A 22,866-nucleotide genomic window follows, 5' to 3' on the forward strand; every position below is an offset into this window, starting at 1 on the left:
CCCCATCCTTTCTCTCACCAGCGCCGGCGGCGCCGAGTCACGGCGTCCAGGTACGCCTTGCCCTGGACGAGCTGAAGGAATCCGTCGAGCACGAGCTCGTACATCGTCGCCGCGGCGAGCATGTGCTTCCACCCGCGGTATCGGACGGTCACGACCCGTTCGATCACGAAGACGCCCGTGAGTGCGAACCACACCGGATGGATGACGAATGATGCGGAAGCGAGCGCGACGACGATCGTCGCCACGTACAGCAGAGTCACCAGCACCCCGAGCATTCCGAGCAGCTGTCGACCCCAGTAGCGCCAGGTGACGCGTGTGAGGCCGTACTGCACGCAGTTCTCCACGGCTCCTCGCTTCCACCGGAGCCGCTGATCCCAGAGCGCCCTCCATGTCGGCATCGTCTCGGTCACGAGGGTGCACGTGCTGGGTGAGATGATGTGATAGCCGAGGTGCATGATCGCGAAGCTGATCTCGTTGTCTTCGGTCAGGACGGTCGTGTCGTATACGCCGCCGCGGCCGTCACCGGCGGGCAGTCGGCCGTTGCGTCGCGCTGCGCTGATCCGTCGGAGCGTCGCGACGCGGAAGAGAGCGGCAGTGCCCGTCACGACCAGGCACCGCCCCTTCAGCCGCGCCACATCGCGCGCGTATCGTGCGTACTCGTTCCGCTGAAGGTGCGCCACGAAGCCGCGACGGTCGTCTCCGCGGAACACGCCACCGACCGCGCCGTAGCTCGGGTCCGCCAGCCGCTCCATCGCCTCGTCGATGAAGACGCGGTCCAGGATCGAATCGGCGTCCTGGACGAGCACGACGTCGTCGTCATCCAGCTCTGCGAGCAGGATCGCCAGGACCTGGTTCAGTGCGCCCGCCTTCTTGTCGGTGTTGCCCCGGGTCGCATAGACGTCCACGTCTTCATCACGGGCGATCTGCTCGGTCTCGTCGGTGCAGTTGTCGGCGACGACGATGATGGCGTCGGGTGGACGCGTCTGAGACCGGAGCGCGGTGATCGCCCCACGGATCGTCCCGGCCTCGTTGTGCGCAGGAAGCAGCGCGGTGATTCTGCTCGGACGGACGGAAGCGGACGCTCGCGTCGGTGCAACACATGTCATGACGGTCCCCAGTACTCCGTGCCGCACGCCCGTCGGTCGCGCGGCACGCCCCATGTCGCCGGGCTTTCGGGTCACCCGGCCGTCACCTTCCCGCTCCCCAGCGTTCCGGTGAGAGAAAAGTACGCCCCGCGAAGCGACTCCGGCCCCGGCTTGAGCAAAACGTTCGGCAGGTTTGAGGTGACGGTGTGTCACTTGCGCGTTCCCCGAGCCGACCGTGAGTGTGATCGCTCTCAGGTGCGGTCCAAAACTGAGAAACCCTTAGGCGAAATGGGCAGGGGACCTTTGGATACGACGTCCGATCGTCCGGTAGCGTTCCCGATGGATCACCGCGATGCGGACCCGCGACGCCACCCGAAGGCGACGCGGGATGGGGCCGCAGGGTGATCCCTGAACGGACCTGCGTCCCACACCCGAGGGGCGCAGGATGGGGCCGTTCTGTATGCCTGTGCCACTGGGGGGCTCATGCAGATCAGCAATGGTGCGACGCGCGCCGAAAACCGACGTTCGATGGAGCGTCGGCGCTCGAGGACGCGCACTGCGCTCACCTCGGTCGCCGGTGCGGTGATCGCGGCGCTCGTCGTCGTCGGCGCCGCGCCGGCGATCGCGGCGGACGCCACGCCGACGCCGACGCCGACGGCGACGCCGACGGAGCCCTCGGCGCCGACGGATGCCGCGACCACGACGCCCGACCCGACGCCCGCGGAGGGCACGTCGCCCGCCGCGACCGAGACGCCGGTCGCAACGCCGGAGCCGACGCCGACCGCGCCGACGCGTGCGGTGCGGTCCACCAGCGTGACCACGCAGACGGTCGCCCCCATGACCGTGACGACCTCGTCCATGAGCGTCGTGGTCCGAAAGCGGGCCCTCGCCAACCCGACCACGCTCGCCGGCACCGTCGCCGAGACCATCGGGACCGACTACGCGGGCACGGTGGGCGCACGCTTCCGCCTGTGGACCTACACGACCTATGCGGCCGGCCCGCAGTCCTCCACCGACTACACCTGCACCATCGTCGCCGGTGGCGCGTGCACCATCACCATCCCCGACGCGGGCGGCACCAACAAGGGCAAGCGCTTCTGGGTCGTGGAGGATACGCCCGTCGCCGGTTCGGACGCCGCGAAGACCTACATCAACCCGCAGCTCCTCCTCGGCAGCTACCAGGGCCCGACCGCCCGTCAGTACCTCGTCGGCCTCACGACCGCCGTCGCCGCGGACGCGTCGATCACCGTCCCGATGACGTCTACCACCACCAACGGGGGGACGCAGATCTCCTCGAGCGAGCTGGGCAACTCCATCACCACGGCTCAGGGCGCCTCCTTCGGCGCCGTCGCGAACTCGTGGAAGAACCCGGTCGTCGCGGCCAAGTGCGAGCCCGAGCGTCTGCGCATCTCGCTGGTGCTGGACCAGTCGGCGTCGATCACCGATGCGCAGTGGACGCAGTTCCGCAACGCGCTGGTCAGCAGCGGCGGGGTGCTGGAGCTCCTCCGCAACGCGAACGCGGAGGTCTCGATCCTCGGCTTCGGCACGAACGCCAGCACCAACGGCAACGGCTGGCACTACGGCTCGACCGGACCCGCCCTCCTGCCCTCGAACTACGCCTCCCTCATCCCGACCAGCCGTCCCGGCGGATCGCAGAACGCCACGAACTGGGATGCCGCGCTGTCGACGATCCAGAACGTCAACGGCACCCACGACTACGACCAGGTCCTGTTCATCACCGACGGCGCGCCGAACTACATCCTGAACGGCTCGTCCGTCAGCTCCTTCGACGTGACCCTGCGCTCCCTCGAGGCGCCGCTGTACGCGGCGAACGCGTTGAAGAGCGCCGGCACGCGTGTGGTCGCCGTGGGCGTCGGCAACGGCATCACCGGCGCGGGAGCCAACCTGCGCGCGGTGTCGGGGGAATCCCTCGGGTCGGACTACTTCCAGACCGCCAGCTGGGACGACGTGAAGAAGCAGCTCGCCCAGATCGTGCAGGCGGCCACCTGCCAGCTGCCGATCGAGGTCAGCAAGACCACGATCGACGCCGGCGGCAAGACCACCACCACGGCAGGCGGGTGGGCCTTCACCGCCGCGAAGACCGCCGGTGACGGCACCCTTCAGGGCACGGCGACCCAGACCACGACCGCGGGGGTCAACGGCACCGCCGACTGGACGCTGCGCTTCACCCAGCCGACGGGGCAGTCCGCCTCCGTCACGCTCACCGAGACCCTGCAGACCGGCTGGACGCTCACGAAGGTCCAGTGCGCGATCGGGGCGGGCCCCCTCCAGGACCAGACGGTCGTCGACGGCAAGAGCGTCACGATCACCGGACTGTCCACGGCATCCGAGAAGCTCTCCTGCGTCTTCACCAACACGGAGAAGAAGAAGGAGGCGACGGTCACGGTCGACAAGGTCTGGCAGGTCAAGGACTCGTCGGGCGTCGTGATCGGCACCTACCGCGAGCCGGCCGAGCCCGGCGCGGCCGCTGTCCCGGCGGGCCTGTCGGCATCGCCGACCATCGGCGGTCAGTCGGCGCAGTGGGGCGTCGCCCGGACCGGATACGTCTCCGGCGCGACCGTCGCCCTCGACGAGAACGTCACGATCGACCGGACCGCTCTCCCGGGCTGCGTGCTCACCTCGAAGGCCCTCACCCGCGCGGCCGGGAAGGACGTCAACGCGTCCCTGCCGTACACGGCCACCCTCGCCGAGGGAGCCAACGCCTTCACGATGACGAACGTCGTGACCTGCACGCAGACCCTCAGCCTTGTGAAGACGGTCGGCTACGGCTCGGCCGCCACCGACGCGTGGACCCTGTCGGCCACGAAGCCGGCGGGCAGCAACGCGCTCGCGGGGCCCTCGGGCACCTACCGCACCGACAAGCCCGTCTCCGGTGCCGTCTCCGCGGGAGTCGCCTACACGCTTGCAGAGGCAGGCGGCCCGAAGGAGTACGTCGCCGCCGGCGCATGGACGTGCCTCGCGGGGTCCGCCACGGTGCCCGTGGCCTCCTCCACGGTGACCGTGCCGCTCGGGCAGACCGTCGAGTGCACGATCGTGAACACCACGGCGAAGCTGACCCTCCTCAAGGAGGTCGTCGGTCAGGCGCTTCCGCCCGGTGACTGGACGCTCACCGCCGATCCCGGCACGGGCTCGGGTCTCACGGCCAAGACCGCCGTCGGAGCATCGCAGCCGGGCGCGGCGAACACCTTCGAGATCAAGCCCGGAACCGTCTACACGCTGTCGGAGGCGCCGACCGCCGGCGACGGCGCCATCGCCTACCGCCAACTCGCGCTGGAGCGTCAGCTCGACGACGGCACCTGGGTCGCGGTCGACAGCGACCGGGTGACCGTCCCGGCCGGGACGCACGCGACCTACCGGTTCGTCAACGACCGCGTGCCCGCGGTGGTCCTGCCCCTCACGGGAGGCGCGAGTACGGATGCCTTCCTCCTGGGTGGTCTCGCCGTGCTCCTGCTGGCCGGGGCGCTGGCCGCCTGGAACCTGCGAAGCCGATTCGCCCTCCGCCGGAGCGTGTGACGCGGCATCCGCTCACCGCTCGCGACGGATCACACACGTACGGCTCGGTGCAGCCGTCGACTTCACACCCGAACCCGAATCACCCGCACCATCACCTGTCTGAAGAAGAAAACTGGGGAGTACAGACAATGACAACCAACACCAACGGCGGCTGGGGACGCCGCGTGGTCGCCGCCGTCGGCGCGGTCACGATCGCCATGATCGGAGCGGTGGCCCTCGCGTCGCCCGCCTCGGCCACGGAGACGCCGAACGGCCCGAACATCGACCCCAAGGCCAAGGGGTCGGTGACGATCCACAAGTACGCCGAGCCCGACCAGGCCACCGGCCTGCCCAACGACGGGACGAAGCTCACCGAGGAGCAGCTGAAGAACCTCACCCCGCTGCAGGGCGTGACGTTCTCCATCGCGAAGGTGGACGGCATCGACCTCACCACCAACGCCGGGTGGACCACCGCGGCGACGCTGAAGGTCTCGGCCGACGGTGTCGTGACCGGAGGGTCGACCACCTACCCGACGACCGTCGTGACCTCGGGCCCGACCGACGCCGCCGGCATCGTCGGATTCGCGGATCTGCCGCTCGGCGTCTACGTCGTCTCCGAGGTCGACGCGGGGGCGAACCCGATCGCGATCTCCACGCCGCCGTTCCTGGTGACGGTGCCGCTGGCGACGCAGAAGAACACCTGGCTCTACGACGTCAACGTGTACCCGAAGAACTCGCTCACCGGTGTGACCAAGACCGTCGACGACGCCAAGGCCACGGGTCTCGGCAGCGAGATCAGCTGGACCGTCGCCGCGGAGATCCCGAACGTCGGCGCGGGTCGCTCGCTCAACCGCTTCGAGATCGTCGACACCCTCGACGCCCGTCTCGGCTACGCCGGCGCCTCCGTCGCGGTCACCGACCGCACCGGTGCGCCCGTCACCCTGCCCGACGGCTCCTTCACCGTCACCGCTCCCGCGACTGGCGCCGCCGGAGACCTCAAGGTCGTCTTCACCCCGGCCGGGCTCGCGGTGCTGCAGGAGAAGGCGCTGGGCGGCACGGTCACCGCGACCGTGAAGACCACCGTCAAGGAGATCGGCGACGGCTCCATCGAGAACACGGTCACCCTCTACGTCAACGACGCGAAGGTCATCTCCCAGGACGTCACGTACTGGGGTGCGCTGAAGGTCTTCAAGTACGCACAGTCGGGCGAGGTCAAGACCGGACTGAAGGATGCCGAGTTCCAGGTGTTCACCAGCGAGGCCGACGCCATCGCCCGCACCAGCCCGGTGTCGGTCAACGGCAAGACCACGTTCGTCTCCGACGCATCCGGCAACCTCACCGTCGACGGTCTCTTCGCCGGCGTGAAGGGCGCGGGCAAGGACTACTGGCTCGTGGAGACGAAGGCCCCCGTCGGTTACACCGCCGACACGACCCCGATCAAGGTCACGGTGAAGCCCGGCTCGATCGAGAAGGCCGAGGTCGTCAAGGTGCTGAACACCCAGGTGCCCCCGCCCATCCTGCCCCTCACCGGTGGTGACGGAGCCGTCATGTTCGGCATCGCCGGCGCAGCCCTCGTGCTCATCGCCGCCGGCGCGGCGGTCGTGATCGCCCGCCGCCGCGTGCGCGCCTGACGCACGACCCGCTCTCCGCGGCGGGGGCGCTGAGCCCCCGCCGCGGAGTACCACGTTCTCCACGAAGGACTCCCCGATGACACTCACCGCCATCCGCCCCGAGGCTCCGGCCGATCCGCCGCCGACCCGTCGCGCCCGCCGCGCGCGGTGGCGGCTTCCGGTCGTCCCGCTCGTGATCGCGGTGGTGTGCTTCCTCGGGGTCGGGGTGCTGCTGTACCCCGCGGCCGCGGCGTGGATGTCGCAGTACCAGCAGTCCCTCCGCATCGACGAGTACGCGCACGAGGTCGAAGTCGCCGGGCCCGACGTGCTCGCGGCCGAGCTCGCCCGCGCGGCCGACTACAACGCCGCCCTGACCGGCGGAGCGTTCCTCGACCCCGACGAGCGGATCCCGCAGTCCGACGACGCCGGCGCGGGATACGAGGGGCTGCTCGCCGCGGACGACGACGGGCTCATGGCGCGCGTGCGCATCCCCGCGATCGACGTCGACCTGCCGATCTACCACGGCACCACCGAGGATGTCCTCGAGCGCGGGGTCGGCCACCTCGAGGGGACCGCACTTCCGATCGGGGGGACGGGGACGCACGCGGTCCTCACCGCCCACCGTGGGCTCGCCTCGGCGGAGCTGTTCACGAACCTCGACCGGGTCGTCGTCGGCGACACCTTCACCGTCGAGGTCTTCGGCGAGGTGCTGACCTACCGCGTGCGCGATACGCAGGTCGTCGCACCCGACGAGACCGAGACGCTGTACCCGTTCGCGGGGGAGGACCTGGTGACCCTCGTCACCTGCACCCCGCTGGGCATCAACAGTCATCGGATCCTCGTCACCGGCGAGCGGCTCCTCCCCACCCCGCCCGAGGACGTGGCGCGCGCGGGCGCGACCCCCGACATCCCGGGCTTCCCGACCTGGATCGTCGGCCTCGCCGGTGCCGCCGCGCTGCTCTCGCTCTACGTGTGGTGGAGCGGTCGTCCGGTGCCCGCGCGCGCGGCCGCCGCGCCGGCGCGGCGTGCCTCGTGGCGACCGGGCGAGTTCGACGGCGGAACCTCTTCCCCCGGCGCGTCCGCACCGGGACAATGAACCCAGCTGCGCGGGGGTCGCGCACCGAAGCGAAGGAGGGGCCATGGCCATCGACGACCTGGTCAATCAGGGCAAGCAGTTCCTGGAGCAGAACAAGGACAAGATCCAGGAGGCGGTGAGATCCGACAAGGCCGAGGAGGTCTCCGACTCGGTCCTCGACGCCGCGGCCGAGTTCGTCAAGAAGGTCGCCCCCGAGGGCGTGCACGAGCACGTCGACAACGCGCGGAACGCCGCGGACAAAGCCATCGGCAACGAGTAGCCGTCCGTTTCGAGCACGAAGGGCCCGGTGGATACCGGGCCCTTCGTCGTCGGAACGGACGACACGCCGGTGCGACACGCCCGAGTTTGCGACACGCCCGGGCCGCACGTAGACTAGTGAGGTTCCACATTCCGGGGTGCCCACTGGTGCGTCCCGGATCACTGCCAGGGCAGTGCATAGGCGGCGCACGACTCTTCACGGGTCTCGCGCAAGGTCCTAGGCCGCGGGCAGCAGAACCACCACATCCACACCCCCCACATGAACGCTCTGCGGTCGTGCGCGGGCGGGGACGGATGCCGGGACATGCGGCGCTCCGGCGCGGCATCCGGATTGACATCAGAACAGCGGTGCAGCAACGCACTGCGCAAGCGGTGCAGAAGTGCCCTGGCGCGAAAGCGCCATCGTGCGTCCAATGCCCTCGAGGTATGACGCGGAAAGAGAGTGAGCAGACAATGGCGGGACAGAAGATCCGCATTCGCCTGAAGTCGTACGATCACGCCGGCCTCGACTCGTCGGCCCGCAAGATCGTCGACACCGTGACCCGTGCGGGCGCAACCGTGGTGGGCCCCGTGCCCCTGCCGACCGAGAAGAACGTCGTGTGCGTCATCCGGTCGCCCCACAAGTACAAGGACAGCCGCGAGCACTTCGAGATGCGCACCCACAAGCGCCTCATCGACATCATCGACCCGACGCCCAAGGCCGTCGACTCGCTGATGCGTCTCGACCTGCCCGCCGATGTCAACATCGAGATCAAGCTCTGAGGCGATCGACATGGCACACATCAACGAAAAGGTTTCCAAGGGCCTGCTCGGCACCAAGCTCGGCATGACCCAGGTCTGGGACGAGAACGGCAAGCTCGTTCCCGTCACCGTCATCGAGGTGGCCCCCAACGTGGTCACCCAGGTGCGCACCCCGGAGAAGGACGGCTACAACGCCGTGCAGATCGCCTACGGGCAGATCGACCCCCGCAAGGTGAACAAGCCCCTGACGGCCCACTTCGAGGCCGCCGGCGTCACCCCGCGTCGCCACCTCACCGAGATCCGTACCGCGGATGCCGCTGACTACTCACTCGGTCAGGAGCTCACCGCGGAGGGCGTCTTCGAGGCCGGCCAGCTGGTCGACGTCGTCGGCACCAGCAAGGGCAAGGGCACCGCGGGTGTCATGAAGCGCCACAACTTCAAGGGCGTCTCCGCTTCGCACGGTGCGCACCGCAACCACCGCAAGCCCGGTTCGATCGGCGCCTCGTCGACCCCGAGCCGCGTCTTCAAGGGCATGCGCATGGCCGGCCGTATGGGTGGCGAGCGCGTGACCGTCCTCAATCTCACGGTGCACGCCGTCGACGCCGAGAAGGGTCTGCTGCTCGTCAAGGGCGCCGTCCCCGGTGCGCGCGGCCGCATCGTCTACGTCCGCAACGCAGTGAAGGGTGCCTGATCATGGCTGACTCCACGCTCGCGCTCGACGTCGTCACCACCGACGGCAAGAAGGCCGGTTCCGTGAACCTGCCCGCCGCGCTGTTCGACGTCAAGACGAACATCCCCCTCATCCACCAGGTCGTCGTCGCCCAGCGCGCCGCCGCCCGCCAGGGAACCCACTCGACCAAGCGTCGTGGCGAGGTCTCCGGTGCCGGCCGCAAGCCCTTCAAGCAGAAGGGCACGGGTAACGCCCGTCAGGGCTCGATCCGCGCGCCGCACATGACCGGCGGTGGCATCGTCCACGGCCCGAAGCCGCGCGACTACGGCCAGCGCACCCCGAAGAAGATGATCGCCGCCGCCCTTGCGGGTGCGCTCAGCGACCGCGCACGCGGCCAGCGTCTGCACATCGTCGACTCCTTCGGCATCGAGGGCGCGCCCTCGACCAAGGCTGCCGCTGCGGTGCTGTCCGGCCTCGGCGCCGTCAAGAACGTGCTGGTGGTCATCGACCGCACCGACGAGCTGAGCGTCCTGAGCGTGCGCAACCTCGCGTACGTCCACGTGCTGACCTTCGACCAGCTCAACGCCTACGACGTGCTCGTCTCCGACGACATCGTCTTCACCAAGTCCGCCTACGACGCCTTCGTCGCGTCCAAGACGGCGACCGAGGAGGTCTCCGCATGAGCGCCGACAACGTTCTGCAGACCGCGGGCAACAAGGACCCGCGCGACATCATCCTGAAGCCGGTGGTGTCCGAGAAGAGCTACTCGCTCATCGACGAGGGCAAGTACACCTTCCTCGTGGACCCCCGTGCCTCCAAGACCGAGATCAAGCTCGCCATCGAGAAGATCTTCGGTGTGAAGGTCGCCGCGGTGAACACCATCAACCGCGTCGGCAAGGCACGCCGCACCCGCTTCGGCACCGGCAAGCGCAAGGACACCAAGCGCGCCATCGTGACGCTGAAGTCGGGCACCATCGACATCTTCACGGCCGTCGGCTGACCCCGCGGAACAGAGGACCAAGAACATGGCTATTCGCAAGTACAAGCCCACGACCCCGGGTCGCCGCGGCTCGTCGGTGGCCGACTTCGCCGAGATCACCCGATCGACGCCCGAGAAGTCGCTCCTCCGCCCGCTGAGCAAGACCGGTGGTCGCAACAACCAGGGCCGCATCACGACCCGCCACATCGGTGGTGGGCACAAGCGCCAGTACCGCGTCATCGACTTCCGTCGCAATGACAAGGACGGCATCAACGCCAAGGTCGCGCACATCGAGTACGACCCCAACCGCACCGCGCGCATCGCGCTGCTGCACTACTTCGACGGCGAGAAGCGCTACATCCTGGCGCCGAACAAGCTGTCGCAGGGCGACGTCGTCGAGTCGGGCGCCTCGGCGGACATCAAGCCGGGCAACAACCTGCCGCTGAAGAACATCCCCACCGGTACCGTCGTGCACGCCATCGAGCTGCGCCCGGGCGGCGGCGCGAAGCTCGCCCGTTCGGCCGGCACCTCGGTGCGTCTCGTCGCCAAGGACGGCCCGTACGCGCAGCTGCGTCTGCCCTCGGGCGAGATCCGCAACGTCGACGCGCGCTGCCGCGCGACCGTCGGCGAGGTCGGCAACGCCGAGCAGTCGAACATCAACTGGGGCAAGGCCGGCCGCAAGCGCTGGAAGGGCGTCCGCCCGACCGTCCGCGGTGTCGCGATGAACCCGGTCGACCACCCGCACGGTGGTGGTGAGGGTAAGACCTCCGGTGGTCGTCACCCTGTTTCGCCGTGGGGCCAGGCCGAGGGCCGCACCCGTCACGCGAACAAGGAAAGCGACAAGTACATCGTCCGTCGTCGCAACGCCGGCAAGAAGCGGAAGTAGGAGTAGAGGAAGATGCCTCGCAGCCTTAAGAAGGGCCCCTTCGTCGACGAGCACCTGCTTCGCAAGGTGGTCTCGCAGAACGAAGCCGGCACCAAGAACGTCATCAAGACCTGGTCCCGTCGCTCGATGATCGTGCCGGCCATGCTCGGCCACACGATCGCCGTGCACGACGGACGCAAGCACATCCCCGTGTTCGTGTCCGAGACCATGGTCGGCCACAAACTGGGCGAATTCGCGCCCACCCGCACCTTCCGCGGCCACGTGAAGGACGACAAGAAGGGCCGCCGCCGCTGACGCGGCGGTGCGAAGAGGAGAGAGAAATGGTGGAGTCCATCGCACGCGTGCGACACATCCGCGTGACCCCTCAGAAGGCTCGTCGTGTCGTCGCCCTCATCAAGGGCAAGCAGGCCGAGGAGGCCCTGGCCATCCTCAAGTTCGCGCCCCAGGGTGCGAGCGAGCCCATCTACAAGCTCGTCGCCGCCGGCATCGCGAACGCTCGCGTCAAGGCCGACAAGGACGGCGAGTACCTGAACGAGTCCGACCTGTACGTGAAGAACGCGTACGTCGACGAGGGCACGACGCTCAAGCGTTTCCAGCCCCGCGCGCAGGGTCGGGCCTTCCAGATCAAGAAGCGCACCAGCCACATCACCGTCGTGCTGTCCACCCCCGAGGTCGACGAGACGGTTCCGGCATCCACGAAGAAGGCGAGCAAGTAATGGGCCAGAAGGTAAACCCGTACGGCTTCCGCCTCGGCATCACCACGGACCACGTGTCGCGTTGGTTCTCGGACTCGACGAAGCCGGGCCAGCGTTACGCCGACTACGTGGCCGAGGACATCAAGATCCGCAAGCTCCTGCAGTCGAACCTCGACCGCGCGGGCGTGAGCAACATCGAGATCGAGCGCACGCGTGACCGCGTCCGCGTCGACATCCACACCGCGCGTCCCGGCATCGTGATCGGCCGCCGCGGTGCGGAGGCCGAGCGCATCCGCACCGACCTCGAGAAGCTCACCGGCAAGCAGATCCAGCTGAACATCCTCGAGGTCAAGAACCCCGAGGCCGACGCGCAGCTGGTCGCGCAGGGTGTGGCCGAGCAGCTCTCCGCTCGTGTGGCGTTCCGCCGCGCGATGCGCAAGGGCCTGCAGGGCGCGCAGCGCGCCGGCGCCAAGGGCGTCCGCATCCAGGTCTCGGGCCGTCTCGGCGGCGCCGAGATGAGCCGGTCGGAGTTCTACCGCGAGGGTCGTGTGCCCCTGCACACGCTCCGCGCGAACATCGACTACGGCTTCTACGAGGCCAAGACGACCTTCGGCCGCATCGGCGTGAAGGTGTGGATCTACAAGGGCGACCTCACCAACAAGGAGCTCGCCCGCGAGCAGGCCAACGCGCCGAAGTCCCGCGGTCGTGACGACCGCGGCGGCGACCGTCGCCGTGGTCCTCGCAACGAGGCCCCCGTGGCAGAAGGAGCGTCGGCGTAATGCTCATCCCCCGCAAGGTCAAGTACCGCAAGCAGCATCACCCCAAGCGTGACGGCCAGGCGACCGGTGGCACGAAGGTCTCCTTCGGCGAGTTCGGCATCCAGGCCCTCACCCCCGCGTACGTGACGAACCGACAGATCGAGTCGGCGCGTATCGCGATGACCCGTCACATCAAGCGTGGTGGAAAGGTGTGGATCAACATCTACCCCGACCGTCCGCTGACCAAGAAGCCCGCCGAAACCCGCATGGGTTCGGGTAAGGGTTCGCCGGAGTGGTGGGTCGCAAACGTCAAGCCGGGTCGCGTCCTGTTCGAGGTCGCCGGCGTCAACGAGCAACTCGCTCGTGAGGCCCTGACCCGTGCCATCCACAAGCTGCCGCTGAAGGCACGCATCATCAAGCGCGAGGAGGGCGACGCGTAATGGCGATCGGCACCAAGACGCTCGCACCGAGCGAGCTCGACACGTTCGAAGACCAGCGCCTCGTCGAGGAGCTGCGCAAGGCCAAGGAAGAGCTGTTCAACCTGCGCTTCCAGTCGGCCACCGGCCAGCTGGAGAGCCACGGTCGCATCCGCGCCGTCAAGCGCGACATCGCGCGGCTCTACACCGTGATCCGTGAGCGCGAGCTCGGCATCCGTGCCACTCCCGCGCCCGTGGAGACCAAGACCAAGGCCAAGAAGACCAAGGCCACCAAGGCGGACTCCGCCGAGGCCACCAAGGAAGAGGGGGCTGAGTGATGGCCACCGCCAAGAAGGCCGACCAGGCCGTCGAGCCCGGTCACGAGCACGCTGAGCACGATGTCCGCGACGCGGACGCCCGCGGGTACCGCAAGTCCCGTCGTGGGTACGTCGTCAGCGACAAGATGGACAAGACGATCGTCGTCGAGGTCGAAGACCGCGTGAAGCACCCGCTGTACGGCAAGGTCATCCGCCGCACGTCGAAGGTCAAGGCGCACGACGAGGGCAACACCGCCGGCATCGGCGACCTCGTCCTCATCAACGAGACCCGCCCGCTCAGCGCCACCAAGCGCTGGCGCCTGGTGGAGATCATCGAGAAGGCGAAGTAACCCATGATTCAGAACGAATCCCGCCTCAAGGTCGCCGACAACACCGGTGCCAAGGAGCTGCTCACCATCCGTGTGCTCGGCGGCTCCGCCCGGCGTTACGCGGGCCTGGGCGACATCATCGTCGCCACGGTCAAGGACGCGATCCCCGGCGGCAACGTCAAGAAGGGCGATGTGGTCAAGGCCGTCATCGTCCGCACCGTCAAGCAGACCCGTCGTCCCGACGGTTCCTACATCAAGTTCGACGAGAACGCCGCCGTCATCCTGAAGAGCGACGGGGAGCCCCGCGGCACCCGTATCTTCGGACCGGTCGGTCGTGAGCTCCGTGACAAGAAGTTCATGAAGATCGTCTCGCTCGCACCGGAGGTGATCTGACCGCATGGCCAAGATCAAGAAGGGTGACCTCGTTCAGGTCATCACTGGCAAGAAGCAGGACAAGGGCGGCGACCGCGGCAAGCAGGGCAAGGTCCTCGAGGTCCTCGTCGAGCAGAACCGCGTGATCGTCGAGGGCGTCAACTACGTCACGAAGCACAACCGCGTCGGCCAGAGCCAGCGGGGAACCAAGACGGGCGGCATCGAGACGATGGAAGCCCCGATCCACATCTCCAACGTCGCCGTCGTCGACCCCTCGACCAAGAAGCCGACCCGTGTCGGCCACCGCGTCGAGGAGCAGACGAAGGACGGCGTGAAGCGCACCGTGCGCGTCCGCTACGCGAAGAAGTCAGGCAAGGACCTCTGATGAGCAACACCGCGACTGCCGCGGCGGCTGGCAAGACCCAGCCCCGCCTCAAGCAGAAGTACAACTCCGAGATCAAGAAGGCTCTGCAGGACGAGTTCGGCTACGCCAACGTCATGCAGATCCCCGGCCTGGTCAAGGTCGTCGTGAACACCGGTGTCGGCGAGGCCGCTCGTGACAGCAAGGTGATCGATGGTGCGGTCGACGATCTCACCAAGATCACCGGTCAGAAGCCCGTCGTCACCAAGGCCCGCAAGTCCATCGCGCAGTTCAAGCTGCGCGAGGGTCAGGCCATCGGCGCGCACGTCACCCTCCGCGGCGACCGCGCGTGGGAGTTCGTCGACCGCCTCGTCAACCTGGCGCTGCCCCGCATCCGCGACTTCCGCGGTCTGTCGGGCGACCAGTTCGACGGCAACGGCAACTACACCTTCGGTCTGCAGGAGCAGTCGGTCTTCCACGAGATCAACCAGGACAAGATCGACCGCGTCCGCGGCTTCGACATCACGATCGTCACCACGGCGAAGACGGATGCCGAGGGTCGGGCGCTGCTGCGTCACCTGGGCTTCCCCTTCCGCACGGAAGACGCCAAGGCCTGAAAACCCCCGCCCCCGGGGCTCGGGGGCACCCATGGAAGGTCGCCCGTCGTGGAACGGCGCGGCGAAACCTCATGAACGAAAGAAGCTATCCATGACGATGACAGACCCGGTCGCAGACATGCTGACCCGTCTGCGCAACGCGAACTCGGCGCACCACGACACCGTGTCGCTGCCGAGCTCCAAGCTCAAGACCCACATCGCCGACATCCTCAAGCAGGAGGGCTACATCGCCGACTGGCGCGTTGAGGACGCCCGCGTCGGACAGACCCTCACGCTGGATCTGAAGTACGGCCCGAACCGCGAGCGGTCGATCGCCGGCATCAAGCGCGTGTCCAAGCCCGGCCTCCGCGTCTACGCGAAGTCGACCGAGATCCCCACCGTCCTCGGTGGCCTCGGCGTCGCGATCCTGTCCACCTCCTCCGGTCTCCTCACGGACCGTCAGGCCGAGCAGAAGGGCGTGGGTGGGGAAGTCCTCGCCTACGTGTGGTGATCTGACATGTCGCGTATCGGACGTCTTCCCATCGACATCCCCGCGGGCGTGACCGTCGAGGTCGCGGGTCGCGAGGTCTCCGTCAAGGGCCCGAAGGGTGAGCTGAAGCTCGCCGTCGCCAGCCCCATCGAGGTCTCCGTCGAAGAGGGCCAGGTGCTCGTCACCCGTCCCGACGACGAGCGCGAGTCGCGGTCGCTCCACGGCCTGACCCGCACCCTCATCAACAACAACATCGTCGGCGTGACCCAGGGCTACACCAAGGGCCTCGAGGTCGTCGGCACCGGGTACCGAGTCGCGCAGAAGGGCAGCTCGGTCGAGTTCGCCCTCGGCTTCTCGCACCCCGTCCTGATCGAGCCGCCGGCCGGGATCACCCTCACGGTGGAGGGCAACAACAAGCTCACCGTGAGCGGGATCGACAAGCAGGCCGTCGGCGAGGCGGCTGCGAACATCCGCAAGATCCGCAAGCCCGAGCCCTACAAGGGCAAGGGTGTGCGGTACGCCGGCGAGGTCGTGCGTCGCAAGGCCGGAAAGAGTGGTAAGTAACGATGGCTGTCAAGACAAAGTCTCAGGCGCGTTCGCGTCGTCACGCCCGCCTGCGCAAGAAGATCGTCGGTTCTGCCGAGCGGCCCCGTCTGGTCGTCACGCGCTCCGCACGTCACGTCTTCGTGCAGATCGTCGACGACAGCAAGGGCCACACCGTGGCCAGCGCCTCCACGCTCGAAACCGACCTGCGCGGGTTCGACGGCGACAAGACCGCGAAGGCCCGCAAGGTCGGCGAGCTCCTCGCTGAGCGCGCCAAGGCCGCCGGCGTCTCCGACGTCGTCTTCGACCGCGGTGGCAACCGCTACGCCGGTCGCGTCGCAGCGATCGCGGACGGCGCCCGTGAGGGAGGTCTGAACCTGTGAGCGATGCAGTGAACAACCAGAAGGTGGAGAACGAAGTGACCGCTACCGAGCAGGCAGCGGCGCCCGCCGCCGATGCGCCCGCCGAGCGCGAGCCGCGTCGCGGTGGTCGTGAGCGCAACCCCAACCGCGACCGCGGTGGCCGCGACCGCAGCGAGAGCCAGTTCCTCGAGCGCGTCGTGACCATCAACCGCGTGTCGAAGGTCGTCAAGGGCGGCCGTCGGTTCAGCTTCACCGCGCTCGTGGTCGTCGGCGACGGCAACGGACTGGTGGGTGTCGGCTACGGCAAGGCCCGCGAGGTCCCCCTGGCGATCTCGAAGGGTGTCGAAGAGGCCAAGCGCAACTTCTTCCGCGTGCCGCGCACCGGCTCCTCCATCCCGCACCCCGTGCAGGGTGAGGCTGCCGCCGGCGTCGTGCTGCTGCGTCCGGCTGCGGCCGGTACCGGTGTCATCGCGGGCGGTCCCGTGCGCGCCGTGCTCGAGTGCGCCGGCATCCACGACGTGCTCTCGAAGTCGCTCGGCTCGTCGAACACGATCAACATCGTCCACGCGACGGTGGAGGCCCTGAAGCAGCTCGAGGAGCCCCGCGCGGTCGCCGCGCGTCGCGGTCTCGAGTTCGATCAGGTCGCCCCCGCCCGTCTCGTCCGTGCCGAGGCCGAGGCCACGGCGTCCGCGAAGGCAGGTGTCTGATGGCTGCGCGCCTGAAGGTGACCCAGGTCAAGTCCAAGGTGAGCGAGAAGCAGAACCAGCGTGACACGCTGCGTTCGCTCGGTCTGAAGCGGATCAACGACTCCGTCGTCCGCCCCGATGACGCGCAGACGCGCGGATACATCAAGACCGTCGCGCACCTCGTGAAGGTTGAGGAGATCGACTGATGGCCGACAAGGCTGAGAAGAAGGACGACGTCGTCGAGGCGACCGAGCCCAAGAAGGCCGCCGCCAAGAAGCCGGCAGCCAAGAAGGCCCCCGCCAAGGCGGAGGCGAAGAAGGATGTCGCGGCTTCGCGCCCCGGCGTGCTGAAGGTCCACCACCTGCGTCCCGTCCCGGGCGCCCACACCGCCAAGACCCGCGTGGGTCGCGGTGAGGGTTCGAAGGGTAAGACGGCCGGTCGCGGTACCAAGGGAACCAAGGCCCGCTACCAGGTCAAGGTCGGCTTCGAGGGTGGGCAGATGCCCCTGCACATGCGCACCCCGAAGCTGCGCGGGTTCAAGAACCCGTTCCGCGTGGAGTACCAGGTGGTCAACCTCGAGAAGCTCGCCGAGCTCTACCCGAAGGGCGGAGACGTCACCGTCACCGACCTGGTGGCCAAGGGCGCGGTGCGCAAGAACGAGAAGGTCAAGGTGCTCGGCACCGGCGACATCGACGTGGCACTGAACGTGTCGGTCGACAAGGTCTCGGGCTCCGCGGAGCAGAAGATCGTCGCCGCAGGCGGCACCGTCAAGTAATGGCGAACGGGGGTCGGAGAGTTTCTCCGGCCCCCGTTGTCGTCCCCGGCGAGATCCGACGCTGACGCGTGCGGGACCGGCTGGGCTAGTCTTGTGACGGTGCGCCTGCGAGCGCGCCGTCATCCCCACTGGAGGAACGCTCTTGTTCAGCGCCATCGCGCGGATCTTCCGCACACCCGACCTGAGGCGGAAGATCGGCTTCACCCTGGGCATCATCGTGCTGTATCGGCTCGGTGCCCACGTCCCGACGCCGTTCGTCGACTTCCCGAACGTCCAGTCATGCCTCGCGCAGTCCGGCGGCACGGACGGCCTGCTGTCCCTGGTGAACCTCTTCTCCGGCGGTGCGCTGCTGCAGCTGTCGATCTTCGCGCTGGGCGTCATGCCCTACATCACCGCGACGATCATCACCCAGCTCCTGCGCGTGGTCATCCCGCACTTCGAGACCCTCTACAAGGAGGGGCAGGCGGGGCAGTCGAAGCTGACCCAGTACACCCGCTACCTCACCATCGCCCTCGCTCTGCTGCAGTCCACGACCCTGGTCACCGTCGCCCGGTCGGGCCAGCTCTTCGGCGTCACCGGCATCCCCGAGTGCGAGCAGCTCCTCACGAACGACGTGTGGTGGGCGCAGCTGCTGATGATCATCACGATGACCGCCGGCACGGGCCTCATCATGTGGTTCGCCGAGCTCGTCACCGAGCGCGGCATCGGCAACGGCATGTCGCTCCTCATCTTCACCTCGATCGCGGCGACGTTCCCCTCGGCCCTCGGTTCCATCTGGCTCGCCCGCGGCTTCGAGGTCTTCCTCCTCGTGATCGCCGTCGGCGTCGTGGTCATCGCCCTCGTCGTGTTCGTCGAGCAGTCCCAGCGCCGCATCCCCGTCCAGTACGCCAAGCGGATGGTGGGACGCCGCACGTACGGCGGGACGAACACCTACATCCCCATCAAGGTCAACATGGCCGGCGTCGTGCCCGTCATCTTCGCCTCGTCGCTGCTGTACATCCCGGCGCTCATCGCGCAGTTCAACCAGCCGCAGCCGGGCGAGGAGATCCCGGGCTGGGTGGCGTGGATCCAGCAGTACTTCACCAACGGTGACAGCTGGATCTACATGCTGGTGTACTTCCTCCTCATCATCGGCTTCACGTACTTCTACGTCGCGATCACCTTCAACCCGGTCGACGTCGCCGACAACATGAAGAAGTACGGCGGCTTCATCCCCGGCATCCGCGCGGGTCGTCCGACGGCGGAGTACCTCGACTACGTCCTGACCCGCATCACCGCGCCGGGATCGATCTACCTCGGTCTGATCGCCCTCCTGCCGCTGATCGCGCTGGCGACCGTCGGTGCCAACCAGAACTTCCCCTTCGGCGGTGCCTCGATCCTCATCATCGTCGGTGTGGGTCTGGAGACCGTGAAGCAGATCGACGCGCAGCTGCAGCAGCGTCACTACGAAGGGCTTCTGCGATGACCACGCGTCTGCTGATCGTCGGGCCGCAGGGCTCGGGCAAGGGCACCCAGGGGGTGCGGATCGCGGAGGCTTTCGGCATCCCTGCGATCTCCACCGGCGACATGTTCCGCGCCGCCGTCTCCGGAGGGTCGGAGCTCGGCGAGCGGGTCAAGGCCATCATCGAAGCGGGGGACCTCGTCCCCGACGAGCTCACGAGCGCGGTGGTGCGCGAGCGCCTGTCGCAGGGCGATGCGGCGGGCGGATTCCTGCTCGACGGCTATCCCCGCAACCTCGGCCAGGTCGGCGACCTCGACGCGTTCCTGACCGATCGCGACGAGCAGCTCGATGCGGTCATCGAACTGGACGTCCCCCGGGAAGAGAGCATCTCCCGGCTGTCGCAGCGCGCCGCCGAGCAGGGCCGCAGCGACGACACCGAAGAGATCATCGCGAACCGCCTCGCCATCTACGAGCGCGAGACCGCCCCGATCCTCGACGTGTACCGCGAACGCGGCGCGGTGGTGCCCATCGACGGCGTCGGCTCGCTCGATGAGATCACCGAGCGCATCGTCGCGGCGCTCGAGGCGCGCGGCCTCGTGCGCGTCGGCTGACCGTGGTGCTCCGCCGTTCCATCTACAAATCCCCCGCGCAGCTGCGGGCGATGATCGAGCCGGGGCTGATCACGGCCGCGGCGCTGGATGCCGTCCGAGAGCTCGTCGCCCCGGGCGTCACCACGGGTGAGCTGGATGCCGCCGCCGCGCGCGTGATCGCCGAGCGCGGAGCGACGAGCAACTTCCAGCTCGTGCGCGGCTACCGCCACACCGTCTGCGCCTCCGTCAACGAGCAGGTCGTCCACGGTGTCCCGGGGGAGCGGGTGCTCGAGGCGGGGGACATCCTCTCGGTGGACTGCGGCGCCCTCTACAAGGGGTGGAACGGCGACTCGGCCTTCACCGTCGTCCTGGACGATCCGGCTCGCCCGGGTGTCGTGGCCGAACGCGAGAGGCTGTCCGATGTCACGCGCGGGTCGCTCTGGGCGGGGATCGCCGCCCTCGCCACGGCGCGTCACCTCGGCGAGATCGGCGCGGCCATCGAGGGGTACATCGAGGACCACGCACCGGACGGCGGCTACGGCATCCTCCGCGATTACGTCGGCCACGGCATCGGACGCAAGATGCACGAGTCCCCGTCGGTGTTCAACTACCGGGTGAGCGACCCGGGGCCCGAGGTGCGTCCCGGCCTCGTGCTCGCCATCGAGCCCATGGTGGTCATCGGCGACCAGGAGACCGAGGTCGAGGACGACGGCTGGACGGTGTCGACCGTCGACGGCACAGCCGGCTCACACTGGGAACATAGCGTCGCCGTGCATGATGGCGGCGTGTGGGTGCTCACCGCGCCCGACGGCGGCGCCGAGGCGCTCGCGCCGTTCGGCGTCACCCCCCAGCCGATCGCCTGAGTCCCGGCGCTCGGTTCGACGAGGTTCGGAAGAGGAAGATGATGGCTGCTGCTGCGCGCAAGGTCAATTGGTTCGCCGTCTGGGTCAGTGCGGCTGTCGTCGTGGCGATCGTCGCCGTCGGCGCCCTGGTCGTGGTGCTGAACAATGCGGCGACCGGCCCCGGGGAAGCCCCGCAGGCCGCCAACATCAACGCCGAGACGGGCGCGATCTCGGTCGGCGACGGCGAGAACACCCTCGCCACCTACATCGACTTCATGTGCCCGGTGTGCGGCGACTTCGAGGCCGCGTACGGCCCCGAGATCGACGGTCTCGTCGAGGACGGCTCCACGACCCTCGAGATCCACCCCATCTCGATCCTCGACCGTCAGTCGCAGGGGACGGAGTTCTCCACCCGCGCCGCCAACGCGATGTACTGCGTGGCCGTGGCGGACGAGGGTGCCGCTCTGCCCTTCCTGCAGGCGATGTTCGCGGCGCAGCCCGCAGAGGCGACCGCGGGCCTCACGGACGACGAGATCCTCGCGATCGCCTCCTCCGTGGGTGTCGACGGCGTCGACGCGTGCGTGACGGATCAGACCTACTCCCGCTACGTGGGGTCGATCACGCAGGAGACTCCGGTGCAGCCGGGCGCCGCCGGCATCGCCACGCCGACGCTGACGGTGAACGGCGAGGTGATCTCCAACGCCGAGATCCCCGCCCCGGGCCAGCTCGCGACGCTCTTCGGCTGAGCGCGTGTGAGGGGATGCCGCGCCCATTTGCCGCGGCATCCACTATCACGTATGCTTGATCTTTGGTGCGTTGCGCCTTCATCGGCGTGTCCACAGCACCGACTCCCATCCACCGCAGACCGACCGGTCTGCACGAAGTGTTAGCGAGCGTATGGCGAAGAAAGACGGTGTCATCGAGATCGAGGGCGTGATCTCCGAGGCCCTGCCCAACGCGATGTTCCGCGTCGAGCTGAGCAACGGACACAAGGTCCTCGCAACGATCTCCGGCAAGATGCGGCAGAACTACATCCGCATCATCCCCGAGGACCGTGTCGTCGTGGAGCTCTCGCCCTACGACCTCACGCGCGGACGCATCGTCTACCGCTACCGCTAGACCGGTCGAGAAGTAACGCCTCCGCAGGCCTGGTCGGCGGGGGCGAAGACAGCGAAGAGAAGAAATCATGAAGGTCAACCCCTCGGTCAAGCCCATCTGCGACCACTGCAAGGTCATCCGTCGCCACGGGCGAGTCATGGTGATCTGCAAGTCCAACCCGCGTCACAAGCAGCGCCAGGGCTGACGCGAGTCGGATCACCGCGGCACAGCCGCGCTGATGCGACTCGGGTCAGGATCGAGTGCCGCGCCTCCGGCGCGGTGTATCGAGATCTAACCCCCGGCTCTCACCGCACCACCCACAACTCCACACGCACGACCCCGATCTCGGTACGCCGGCTGCGCCGGCTACTCGATCACCGGGCACACAGGCAGCATCAGAACCCGCGCGGCGGGGGACACCTCGGGACGAAGGCCCGGGCACCGATGCTGCTCCACACCTTCGCACGACTCCTCAGGAGAACGACATGGCACGTCTTGCCGGCGTCGACATCCCGCGCGACAAGCGCGTGGTGATTGCGCTCACCTACATCTACGGCATCGGCCGTACCCGCTCGCATGAGGTCCTCGCCGCCACCGGCATCGACCACGACATCCGCGTCAAGGACCTCAGCGACGACCAGCTCGTCGCCCTCCGCGACCAGATCGAAGGCACCTACAAGGTGGAGGGTGACCTTCGCCGTGAGGTCGCCGCCGACATCCGCCGCAAGGTCGAGATCGGTTCCTACGAAGGTCTGCGCCACCGTCGCGGCCTCCCCGTGCGCGGTCAGCGCACGAAGACCAACGCGCGCACCCGCAAGGGCCCCAAGCGCACCGTCGCCGGCAAGAAGAAGGCGCGCTAAGCGCGGCCCCAGGGTTTAGGAGAACACGCACATGGCACAGGCCAAGTCCGCAGCGCGCAAGCCGCGCCGCAAGGAGAAGAAGAACATCGCCGTGGGTCAGGCCCACATCAAGTCGACGTTCAACAACACCATCGTCTCGATCACCGATCCCTCCGGCGCCGTCATCAGCTGGGCGTCCTCGGGCGGTGTCGGCTTCAAGGGCTCGCGCAAGTCGACCCCGTACGCCGCCGGCATGGCCGCGGAGTCCGCGGCGCGCCAGGCGCAGGAGCACGGCGTGAAGAAGGTCGACGTCTTCGTCAAGGGTCCGGGCTCGGGTCGCGAGACCGCGATCCGCTCGCTGACGGCCGCCGGCCTCGAGGTCGGCTCGATCCAGGACGTCACCCCGCAGGCCCACAACGGCTGCCGTCCCCCCAAGCGCCGCCGCGTCTGACATTCCTTTCCGTCTCGATCCGCCGTCGCGCGGCGATGCTGTTCGCCCGTGCGACGGCGGATCGGGA

Annotated in this window: 33 protein-coding genes; 32 read left to right on the forward strand and 1 reads right to left on the reverse strand. The window is 68.2% G+C overall.

Translation table 11 applies throughout. From position 1 onward, the window contains the following. Positions 1–14: 14 nt before the first annotated feature. A complete protein-coding gene (locus ABXJ56_RS08605; RefSeq protein ID WP_353999265.1) occupies positions 15–1,106 on the reverse strand; it encodes a glycosyltransferase family 2 protein in 1,092 nt (363 codons plus the stop codon). 507 nt (positions 1,107–1,613) lie between these two features. Between ABXJ56_RS08605 and ABXJ56_RS08610 the strand changes: the two genes are divergently transcribed. The 32 genes from ABXJ56_RS08610 to rpsK all read left to right on the forward strand — a co-directional run bounded on the left by ABXJ56_RS08610 (position 1,614) and on the right by rpsK (position 22,799). Beyond that, positions 1,614–4,619 (forward strand): prealbumin-like fold domain-containing protein, encoded by a 3,006-nt coding sequence (locus ABXJ56_RS08610; RefSeq protein ID WP_353999266.1) that lies wholly within the window; start codon positions 1,614–1,616, stop codon positions 4,617–4,619. A gap of 128 nt (positions 4,620–4,747) precedes the next feature. Continuing rightward, the gene (locus tag ABXJ56_RS08615; protein ID WP_353999267.1) at positions 4,748–6,229 is read left to right on the forward strand and encodes a SpaH/EbpB family LPXTG-anchored major pilin; all 1,482 of its coding nucleotides are present in this window, start codon (positions 4,748–4,750) and stop codon (positions 6,227–6,229) included. 76 nt (positions 6,230–6,305) lie between these two features. After that, positions 6,306–7,304 (forward strand): class C sortase, encoded by a 999-nt coding sequence (locus ABXJ56_RS08620; RefSeq protein WP_353999268.1) that lies wholly within the window; start codon positions 6,306–6,308, stop codon positions 7,302–7,304. A 43-nt stretch (positions 7,305–7,347) separates the two neighbouring features. Then, complete coding sequence (locus tag ABXJ56_RS08625; protein WP_353999269.1) at positions 7,348–7,563, forward strand: Rv0909 family putative TA system antitoxin; 216 nt, start codon at positions 7,348–7,350, stop codon at positions 7,561–7,563. Between the two features lie 452 nt (positions 7,564–8,015). Beyond that, positions 8,016–8,324: a 30S ribosomal protein S10 gene (gene rpsJ / locus ABXJ56_RS08630; RefSeq protein ID WP_013584016.1), complete on the forward strand. Its 309-nt coding sequence runs from the start codon at positions 8,016–8,018 to the stop codon at positions 8,322–8,324. 10 nt (positions 8,325–8,334) lie between these two features. Further along, on the forward strand, positions 8,335–8,994 hold the full coding sequence (gene rplC / locus ABXJ56_RS08635; RefSeq protein ID WP_053546376.1) for a 50S ribosomal protein L3: 660 nt from the start codon (positions 8,335–8,337) through the stop codon (positions 8,992–8,994). A gap of 2 nt (positions 8,995–8,996) precedes the next feature. After that, positions 8,997–9,656 carry a 50S ribosomal protein L4 gene (gene rplD / locus ABXJ56_RS08640; RefSeq protein WP_236967967.1) on the forward strand — a complete coding sequence of 220 codons (660 nt, stop codon included), beginning with the start codon at positions 8,997–8,999 and terminating at the stop codon, positions 9,654–9,656. Then, positions 9,653–9,973, forward strand: a complete 321-nt coding sequence (rplW, locus tag ABXJ56_RS08645; RefSeq protein ID WP_053546374.1) for a 50S ribosomal protein L23 — start codon at positions 9,653–9,655, stop codon at positions 9,971–9,973. Before rplD ends, rplW begins: the two co-directional genes overlap by 4 nt. Positions 9,974–9,998: 25 nt before the next feature. Further along, on the forward strand, positions 9,999–10,838 hold the full coding sequence (gene rplB / locus ABXJ56_RS08650) for a 50S ribosomal protein L2 (RefSeq protein ID WP_053546373.1): 840 nt from the start codon (positions 9,999–10,001) through the stop codon (positions 10,836–10,838). Between the two features lie 12 nt (positions 10,839–10,850). Further along, positions 10,851–11,132 carry a 30S ribosomal protein S19 gene (rpsS, locus tag ABXJ56_RS08655; protein ID WP_184750200.1) on the forward strand — a complete coding sequence of 94 codons (282 nt, stop codon included), beginning with the start codon at positions 10,851–10,853 and terminating at the stop codon, positions 11,130–11,132. 26 nt (positions 11,133–11,158) lie between these two features. After that, positions 11,159–11,554 carry a 50S ribosomal protein L22 gene (gene rplV, locus ABXJ56_RS08660; RefSeq protein ID WP_053546371.1) on the forward strand — a complete coding sequence of 132 codons (396 nt, stop codon included), beginning with the start codon at positions 11,159–11,161 and terminating at the stop codon, positions 11,552–11,554. Further along, complete coding sequence (gene rpsC / locus ABXJ56_RS08665) at positions 11,554–12,312, forward strand: 30S ribosomal protein S3 (RefSeq protein ID WP_053546370.1); 759 nt, start codon at positions 11,554–11,556, stop codon at positions 12,310–12,312. The genes rplV and rpsC overlap by 1 nt, the downstream gene beginning before the upstream one ends. Continuing rightward, positions 12,312–12,731, forward strand: a complete 420-nt coding sequence (gene rplP / locus ABXJ56_RS08670; RefSeq protein WP_067354305.1) for a 50S ribosomal protein L16 — start codon at positions 12,312–12,314, stop codon at positions 12,729–12,731. Before rpsC ends, rplP begins: the two co-directional genes overlap by 1 nt. Further along, positions 12,731–13,045: a 50S ribosomal protein L29 gene (rpmC, locus tag ABXJ56_RS08675; RefSeq protein ID WP_353999270.1), complete on the forward strand. Its 315-nt coding sequence runs from the start codon at positions 12,731–12,733 to the stop codon at positions 13,043–13,045. The genes rplP and rpmC overlap by 1 nt, the downstream gene beginning before the upstream one ends. Further along, positions 13,045–13,374 carry a 30S ribosomal protein S17 gene (gene rpsQ, locus ABXJ56_RS08680; RefSeq protein WP_053546368.1) on the forward strand — a complete coding sequence of 110 codons (330 nt, stop codon included), beginning with the start codon at positions 13,045–13,047 and terminating at the stop codon, positions 13,372–13,374. Before rpmC ends, rpsQ begins: the two co-directional genes overlap by 1 nt. A gap of 3 nt (positions 13,375–13,377) precedes the next feature. Continuing rightward, on the forward strand, positions 13,378–13,746 hold the full coding sequence (gene rplN / locus ABXJ56_RS08685) for a 50S ribosomal protein L14 (protein ID WP_053546367.1): 369 nt from the start codon (positions 13,378–13,380) through the stop codon (positions 13,744–13,746). A 4-nt stretch (positions 13,747–13,750) separates the two neighbouring features. Beyond that, positions 13,751–14,110: a 50S ribosomal protein L24 gene (gene rplX / locus ABXJ56_RS08690; RefSeq protein ID WP_053546366.1), complete on the forward strand. Its 360-nt coding sequence runs from the start codon at positions 13,751–13,753 to the stop codon at positions 14,108–14,110. After that, positions 14,110–14,703 (forward strand): 50S ribosomal protein L5, encoded by a 594-nt coding sequence (gene rplE, locus ABXJ56_RS08695; RefSeq protein WP_353999271.1) that lies wholly within the window; start codon positions 14,110–14,112, stop codon positions 14,701–14,703. Before rplX ends, rplE begins: the two co-directional genes overlap by 1 nt. Positions 14,704–14,794: 91 nt before the next feature. Continuing rightward, the gene (rpsH, locus tag ABXJ56_RS08700) at positions 14,795–15,193 is read left to right on the forward strand and encodes a 30S ribosomal protein S8 (RefSeq protein ID WP_053546364.1); all 399 of its coding nucleotides are present in this window, start codon (positions 14,795–14,797) and stop codon (positions 15,191–15,193) included. A gap of 6 nt (positions 15,194–15,199) precedes the next feature. Further along, a complete protein-coding gene (rplF, locus tag ABXJ56_RS08705) occupies positions 15,200–15,736 on the forward strand; it encodes a 50S ribosomal protein L6 (protein WP_353999272.1) in 537 nt (178 codons plus the stop codon). Between the two features lie 2 nt (positions 15,737–15,738). Further along, positions 15,739–16,098 (forward strand): 50S ribosomal protein L18, encoded by a 360-nt coding sequence (gene rplR, locus ABXJ56_RS08710; RefSeq protein WP_053546362.1) that lies wholly within the window; start codon positions 15,739–15,741, stop codon positions 16,096–16,098. Further along, positions 16,095–16,784: a 30S ribosomal protein S5 gene (gene rpsE / locus ABXJ56_RS08715; protein ID WP_353999273.1), complete on the forward strand. Its 690-nt coding sequence runs from the start codon at positions 16,095–16,097 to the stop codon at positions 16,782–16,784. Before rplR ends, rpsE begins: the two co-directional genes overlap by 4 nt. After that, entirely contained in the window at positions 16,784–16,969 is a 186-nt protein-coding gene (gene rpmD, locus ABXJ56_RS08720; RefSeq protein WP_020098644.1) for a 50S ribosomal protein L30, read from the forward strand. The genes rpsE and rpmD overlap by 1 nt, the downstream gene beginning before the upstream one ends. Continuing rightward, the gene (gene rplO / locus ABXJ56_RS08725; RefSeq protein ID WP_353999274.1) at positions 16,969–17,538 is read left to right on the forward strand and encodes a 50S ribosomal protein L15; all 570 of its coding nucleotides are present in this window, start codon (positions 16,969–16,971) and stop codon (positions 17,536–17,538) included. Before rpmD ends, rplO begins: the two co-directional genes overlap by 1 nt. 142 nt (positions 17,539–17,680) lie before the next feature. Beyond that, positions 17,681–19,003 carry a preprotein translocase subunit SecY gene (secY, locus tag ABXJ56_RS08730; protein WP_353999275.1) on the forward strand — a complete coding sequence of 441 codons (1,323 nt, stop codon included), beginning with the start codon at positions 17,681–17,683 and terminating at the stop codon, positions 19,001–19,003. After that, a complete protein-coding gene (locus ABXJ56_RS08735) occupies positions 19,000–19,590 on the forward strand; it encodes an adenylate kinase (protein ID WP_353999276.1) in 591 nt (196 codons plus the stop codon). Before secY ends, ABXJ56_RS08735 begins: the two co-directional genes overlap by 4 nt. 2 nt (positions 19,591–19,592) lie before the next feature. Beyond that, positions 19,593–20,432 (forward strand): type I methionyl aminopeptidase, encoded by an 840-nt coding sequence (map, locus tag ABXJ56_RS08740; RefSeq protein WP_353999277.1) that lies wholly within the window; start codon positions 19,593–19,595, stop codon positions 20,430–20,432. 41 nt (positions 20,433–20,473) lie between these two features. Beyond that, positions 20,474–21,157 carry a DsbA family protein gene (locus ABXJ56_RS08745; RefSeq protein WP_353999278.1) on the forward strand — a complete coding sequence of 228 codons (684 nt, stop codon included), beginning with the start codon at positions 20,474–20,476 and terminating at the stop codon, positions 21,155–21,157. 151 nt (positions 21,158–21,308) lie between these two features. After that, positions 21,309–21,530, forward strand: coding sequence for a translation initiation factor IF-1 (gene infA / locus ABXJ56_RS08750; protein ID WP_017201569.1), 222 nt, complete (start codon positions 21,309–21,311; stop codon positions 21,528–21,530). 67 nt (positions 21,531–21,597) lie between these two features. Then, positions 21,598–21,714, forward strand: a complete 117-nt coding sequence (rpmJ, locus tag ABXJ56_RS08755; protein ID WP_005050492.1) for a 50S ribosomal protein L36 — start codon at positions 21,598–21,600, stop codon at positions 21,712–21,714. Between the two features lie 280 nt (positions 21,715–21,994). After that, on the forward strand, positions 21,995–22,369 hold the full coding sequence (rpsM, locus tag ABXJ56_RS08760; RefSeq protein WP_353999279.1) for a 30S ribosomal protein S13: 375 nt from the start codon (positions 21,995–21,997) through the stop codon (positions 22,367–22,369). Positions 22,370–22,400: 31 nt separating this feature from the next. After that, positions 22,401–22,799 carry a 30S ribosomal protein S11 gene (rpsK, locus tag ABXJ56_RS08765; protein WP_013583990.1) on the forward strand — a complete coding sequence of 133 codons (399 nt, stop codon included), beginning with the start codon at positions 22,401–22,403 and terminating at the stop codon, positions 22,797–22,799. Positions 22,800–22,866: the final 67 nt, after the last annotated feature.

Origin of the sequence: Microbacterium aurantiacum (genome assembly GCF_040532595.1) — a bacterium.
In the GTDB taxonomy this organism is placed as follows: domain Bacteria; phylum Actinomycetota; class Actinomycetes; order Actinomycetales; family Microbacteriaceae; genus Microbacterium; species Microbacterium chocolatum_B.

What these genes read in the sequence shown, in the direction of transcription:
- ABXJ56_RS08735 (WP_353999276.1), top strand. Translation starts at nt 19,000, where the DNA reads ATGACCACGCGTCTGCTGATCGTCGGGCCGCAGGGCTCGGGCAAGGGC.
- rpmC (WP_353999270.1), top strand. Translation starts at nt 12,731, where the DNA reads ATGGCGATCGGCACCAAGACGCTCGCACCGAGCGAGCTCGACACGTTC.
- rplD (WP_236967967.1), top strand. Translation starts at nt 8,997, where the DNA reads ATGGCTGACTCCACGCTCGCGCTCGACGTCGTCACCACCGACGGCAAG.
- rplR (WP_053546362.1), top strand. Translation starts at nt 15,739, where the DNA reads ATGGCTGTCAAGACAAAGTCTCAGGCGCGTTCGCGTCGTCACGCCCGC.
- rplN (WP_053546367.1), top strand. Translation starts at nt 13,378, where the DNA reads ATGATTCAGAACGAATCCCGCCTCAAGGTCGCCGACAACACCGGTGCC.
- rpsS (WP_184750200.1), top strand. Translation starts at nt 10,851, where the DNA reads ATGCCTCGCAGCCTTAAGAAGGGCCCCTTCGTCGACGAGCACCTGCTT.
- rplP (WP_067354305.1), top strand. Translation starts at nt 12,312, where the DNA reads ATGCTCATCCCCCGCAAGGTCAAGTACCGCAAGCAGCATCACCCCAAG.
- ABXJ56_RS08610 (WP_353999266.1), top strand. Translation starts at nt 1,614, where the DNA reads ATGGAGCGTCGGCGCTCGAGGACGCGCACTGCGCTCACCTCGGTCGCC.
- rplO (WP_353999274.1), top strand. Translation starts at nt 16,969, where the DNA reads ATGGCCGACAAGGCTGAGAAGAAGGACGACGTCGTCGAGGCGACCGAG.
- ABXJ56_RS08615 (WP_353999267.1), top strand. Translation starts at nt 4,748, where the DNA reads ATGACAACCAACACCAACGGCGGCTGGGGACGCCGCGTGGTCGCCGCC.
- rplC (WP_053546376.1), top strand. Translation starts at nt 8,335, where the DNA reads ATGGCACACATCAACGAAAAGGTTTCCAAGGGCCTGCTCGGCACCAAG.
- rplB (WP_053546373.1), top strand. Translation starts at nt 9,999, where the DNA reads ATGGCTATTCGCAAGTACAAGCCCACGACCCCGGGTCGCCGCGGCTCG.
- rplE (WP_353999271.1), top strand. Translation starts at nt 14,110, where the DNA reads ATGAGCAACACCGCGACTGCCGCGGCGGCTGGCAAGACCCAGCCCCGC.
- ABXJ56_RS08620 (WP_353999268.1), top strand. Translation starts at nt 6,306, where the DNA reads ATGACACTCACCGCCATCCGCCCCGAGGCTCCGGCCGATCCGCCGCCG.
- rpsH (WP_053546364.1), top strand. Translation starts at nt 14,795, where the DNA reads ATGACGATGACAGACCCGGTCGCAGACATGCTGACCCGTCTGCGCAAC.
- rpsK (WP_013583990.1), top strand. Translation starts at nt 22,401, where the DNA reads ATGGCACAGGCCAAGTCCGCAGCGCGCAAGCCGCGCCGCAAGGAGAAG.
- rpsJ (WP_013584016.1), top strand. Translation starts at nt 8,016, where the DNA reads ATGGCGGGACAGAAGATCCGCATTCGCCTGAAGTCGTACGATCACGCC.
- rplF (WP_353999272.1), top strand. Translation starts at nt 15,200, where the DNA reads ATGTCGCGTATCGGACGTCTTCCCATCGACATCCCCGCGGGCGTGACC.
- rplV (WP_053546371.1), top strand. Translation starts at nt 11,159, where the DNA reads ATGGTGGAGTCCATCGCACGCGTGCGACACATCCGCGTGACCCCTCAG.
- ABXJ56_RS08625 (WP_353999269.1), top strand. Translation starts at nt 7,348, where the DNA reads ATGGCCATCGACGACCTGGTCAATCAGGGCAAGCAGTTCCTGGAGCAG.
- rpsQ (WP_053546368.1), top strand. Translation starts at nt 13,045, where the DNA reads ATGGCCACCGCCAAGAAGGCCGACCAGGCCGTCGAGCCCGGTCACGAG.
- rplX (WP_053546366.1), top strand. Translation starts at nt 13,751, where the DNA reads ATGGCCAAGATCAAGAAGGGTGACCTCGTTCAGGTCATCACTGGCAAG.
- ABXJ56_RS08605 (WP_353999265.1), bottom strand. Translation starts at nt 1,106, where the DNA reads ATGACATGTGTTGCACCGACGCGAGCGTCCGCTTCCGTCCGTCCGAGC.
- rpsM (WP_353999279.1), top strand. Translation starts at nt 21,995, where the DNA reads ATGGCACGTCTTGCCGGCGTCGACATCCCGCGCGACAAGCGCGTGGTG.
- rpsC (WP_053546370.1), top strand. Translation starts at nt 11,554, where the DNA reads ATGGGCCAGAAGGTAAACCCGTACGGCTTCCGCCTCGGCATCACCACG.
- rpmJ (WP_005050492.1), top strand. Translation starts at nt 21,598, where the DNA reads ATGAAGGTCAACCCCTCGGTCAAGCCCATCTGCGACCACTGCAAGGTC.
- infA (WP_017201569.1), top strand. Translation starts at nt 21,309, where the DNA reads ATGGCGAAGAAAGACGGTGTCATCGAGATCGAGGGCGTGATCTCCGAG.
- ABXJ56_RS08745 (WP_353999278.1), top strand. Translation starts at nt 20,474, where the DNA reads ATGGCTGCTGCTGCGCGCAAGGTCAATTGGTTCGCCGTCTGGGTCAGT.
- rplW (WP_053546374.1), top strand. Translation starts at nt 9,653, where the DNA reads ATGAGCGCCGACAACGTTCTGCAGACCGCGGGCAACAAGGACCCGCGC.
- rpmD (WP_020098644.1), top strand. Translation starts at nt 16,784, where the DNA reads ATGGCTGCGCGCCTGAAGGTGACCCAGGTCAAGTCCAAGGTGAGCGAG.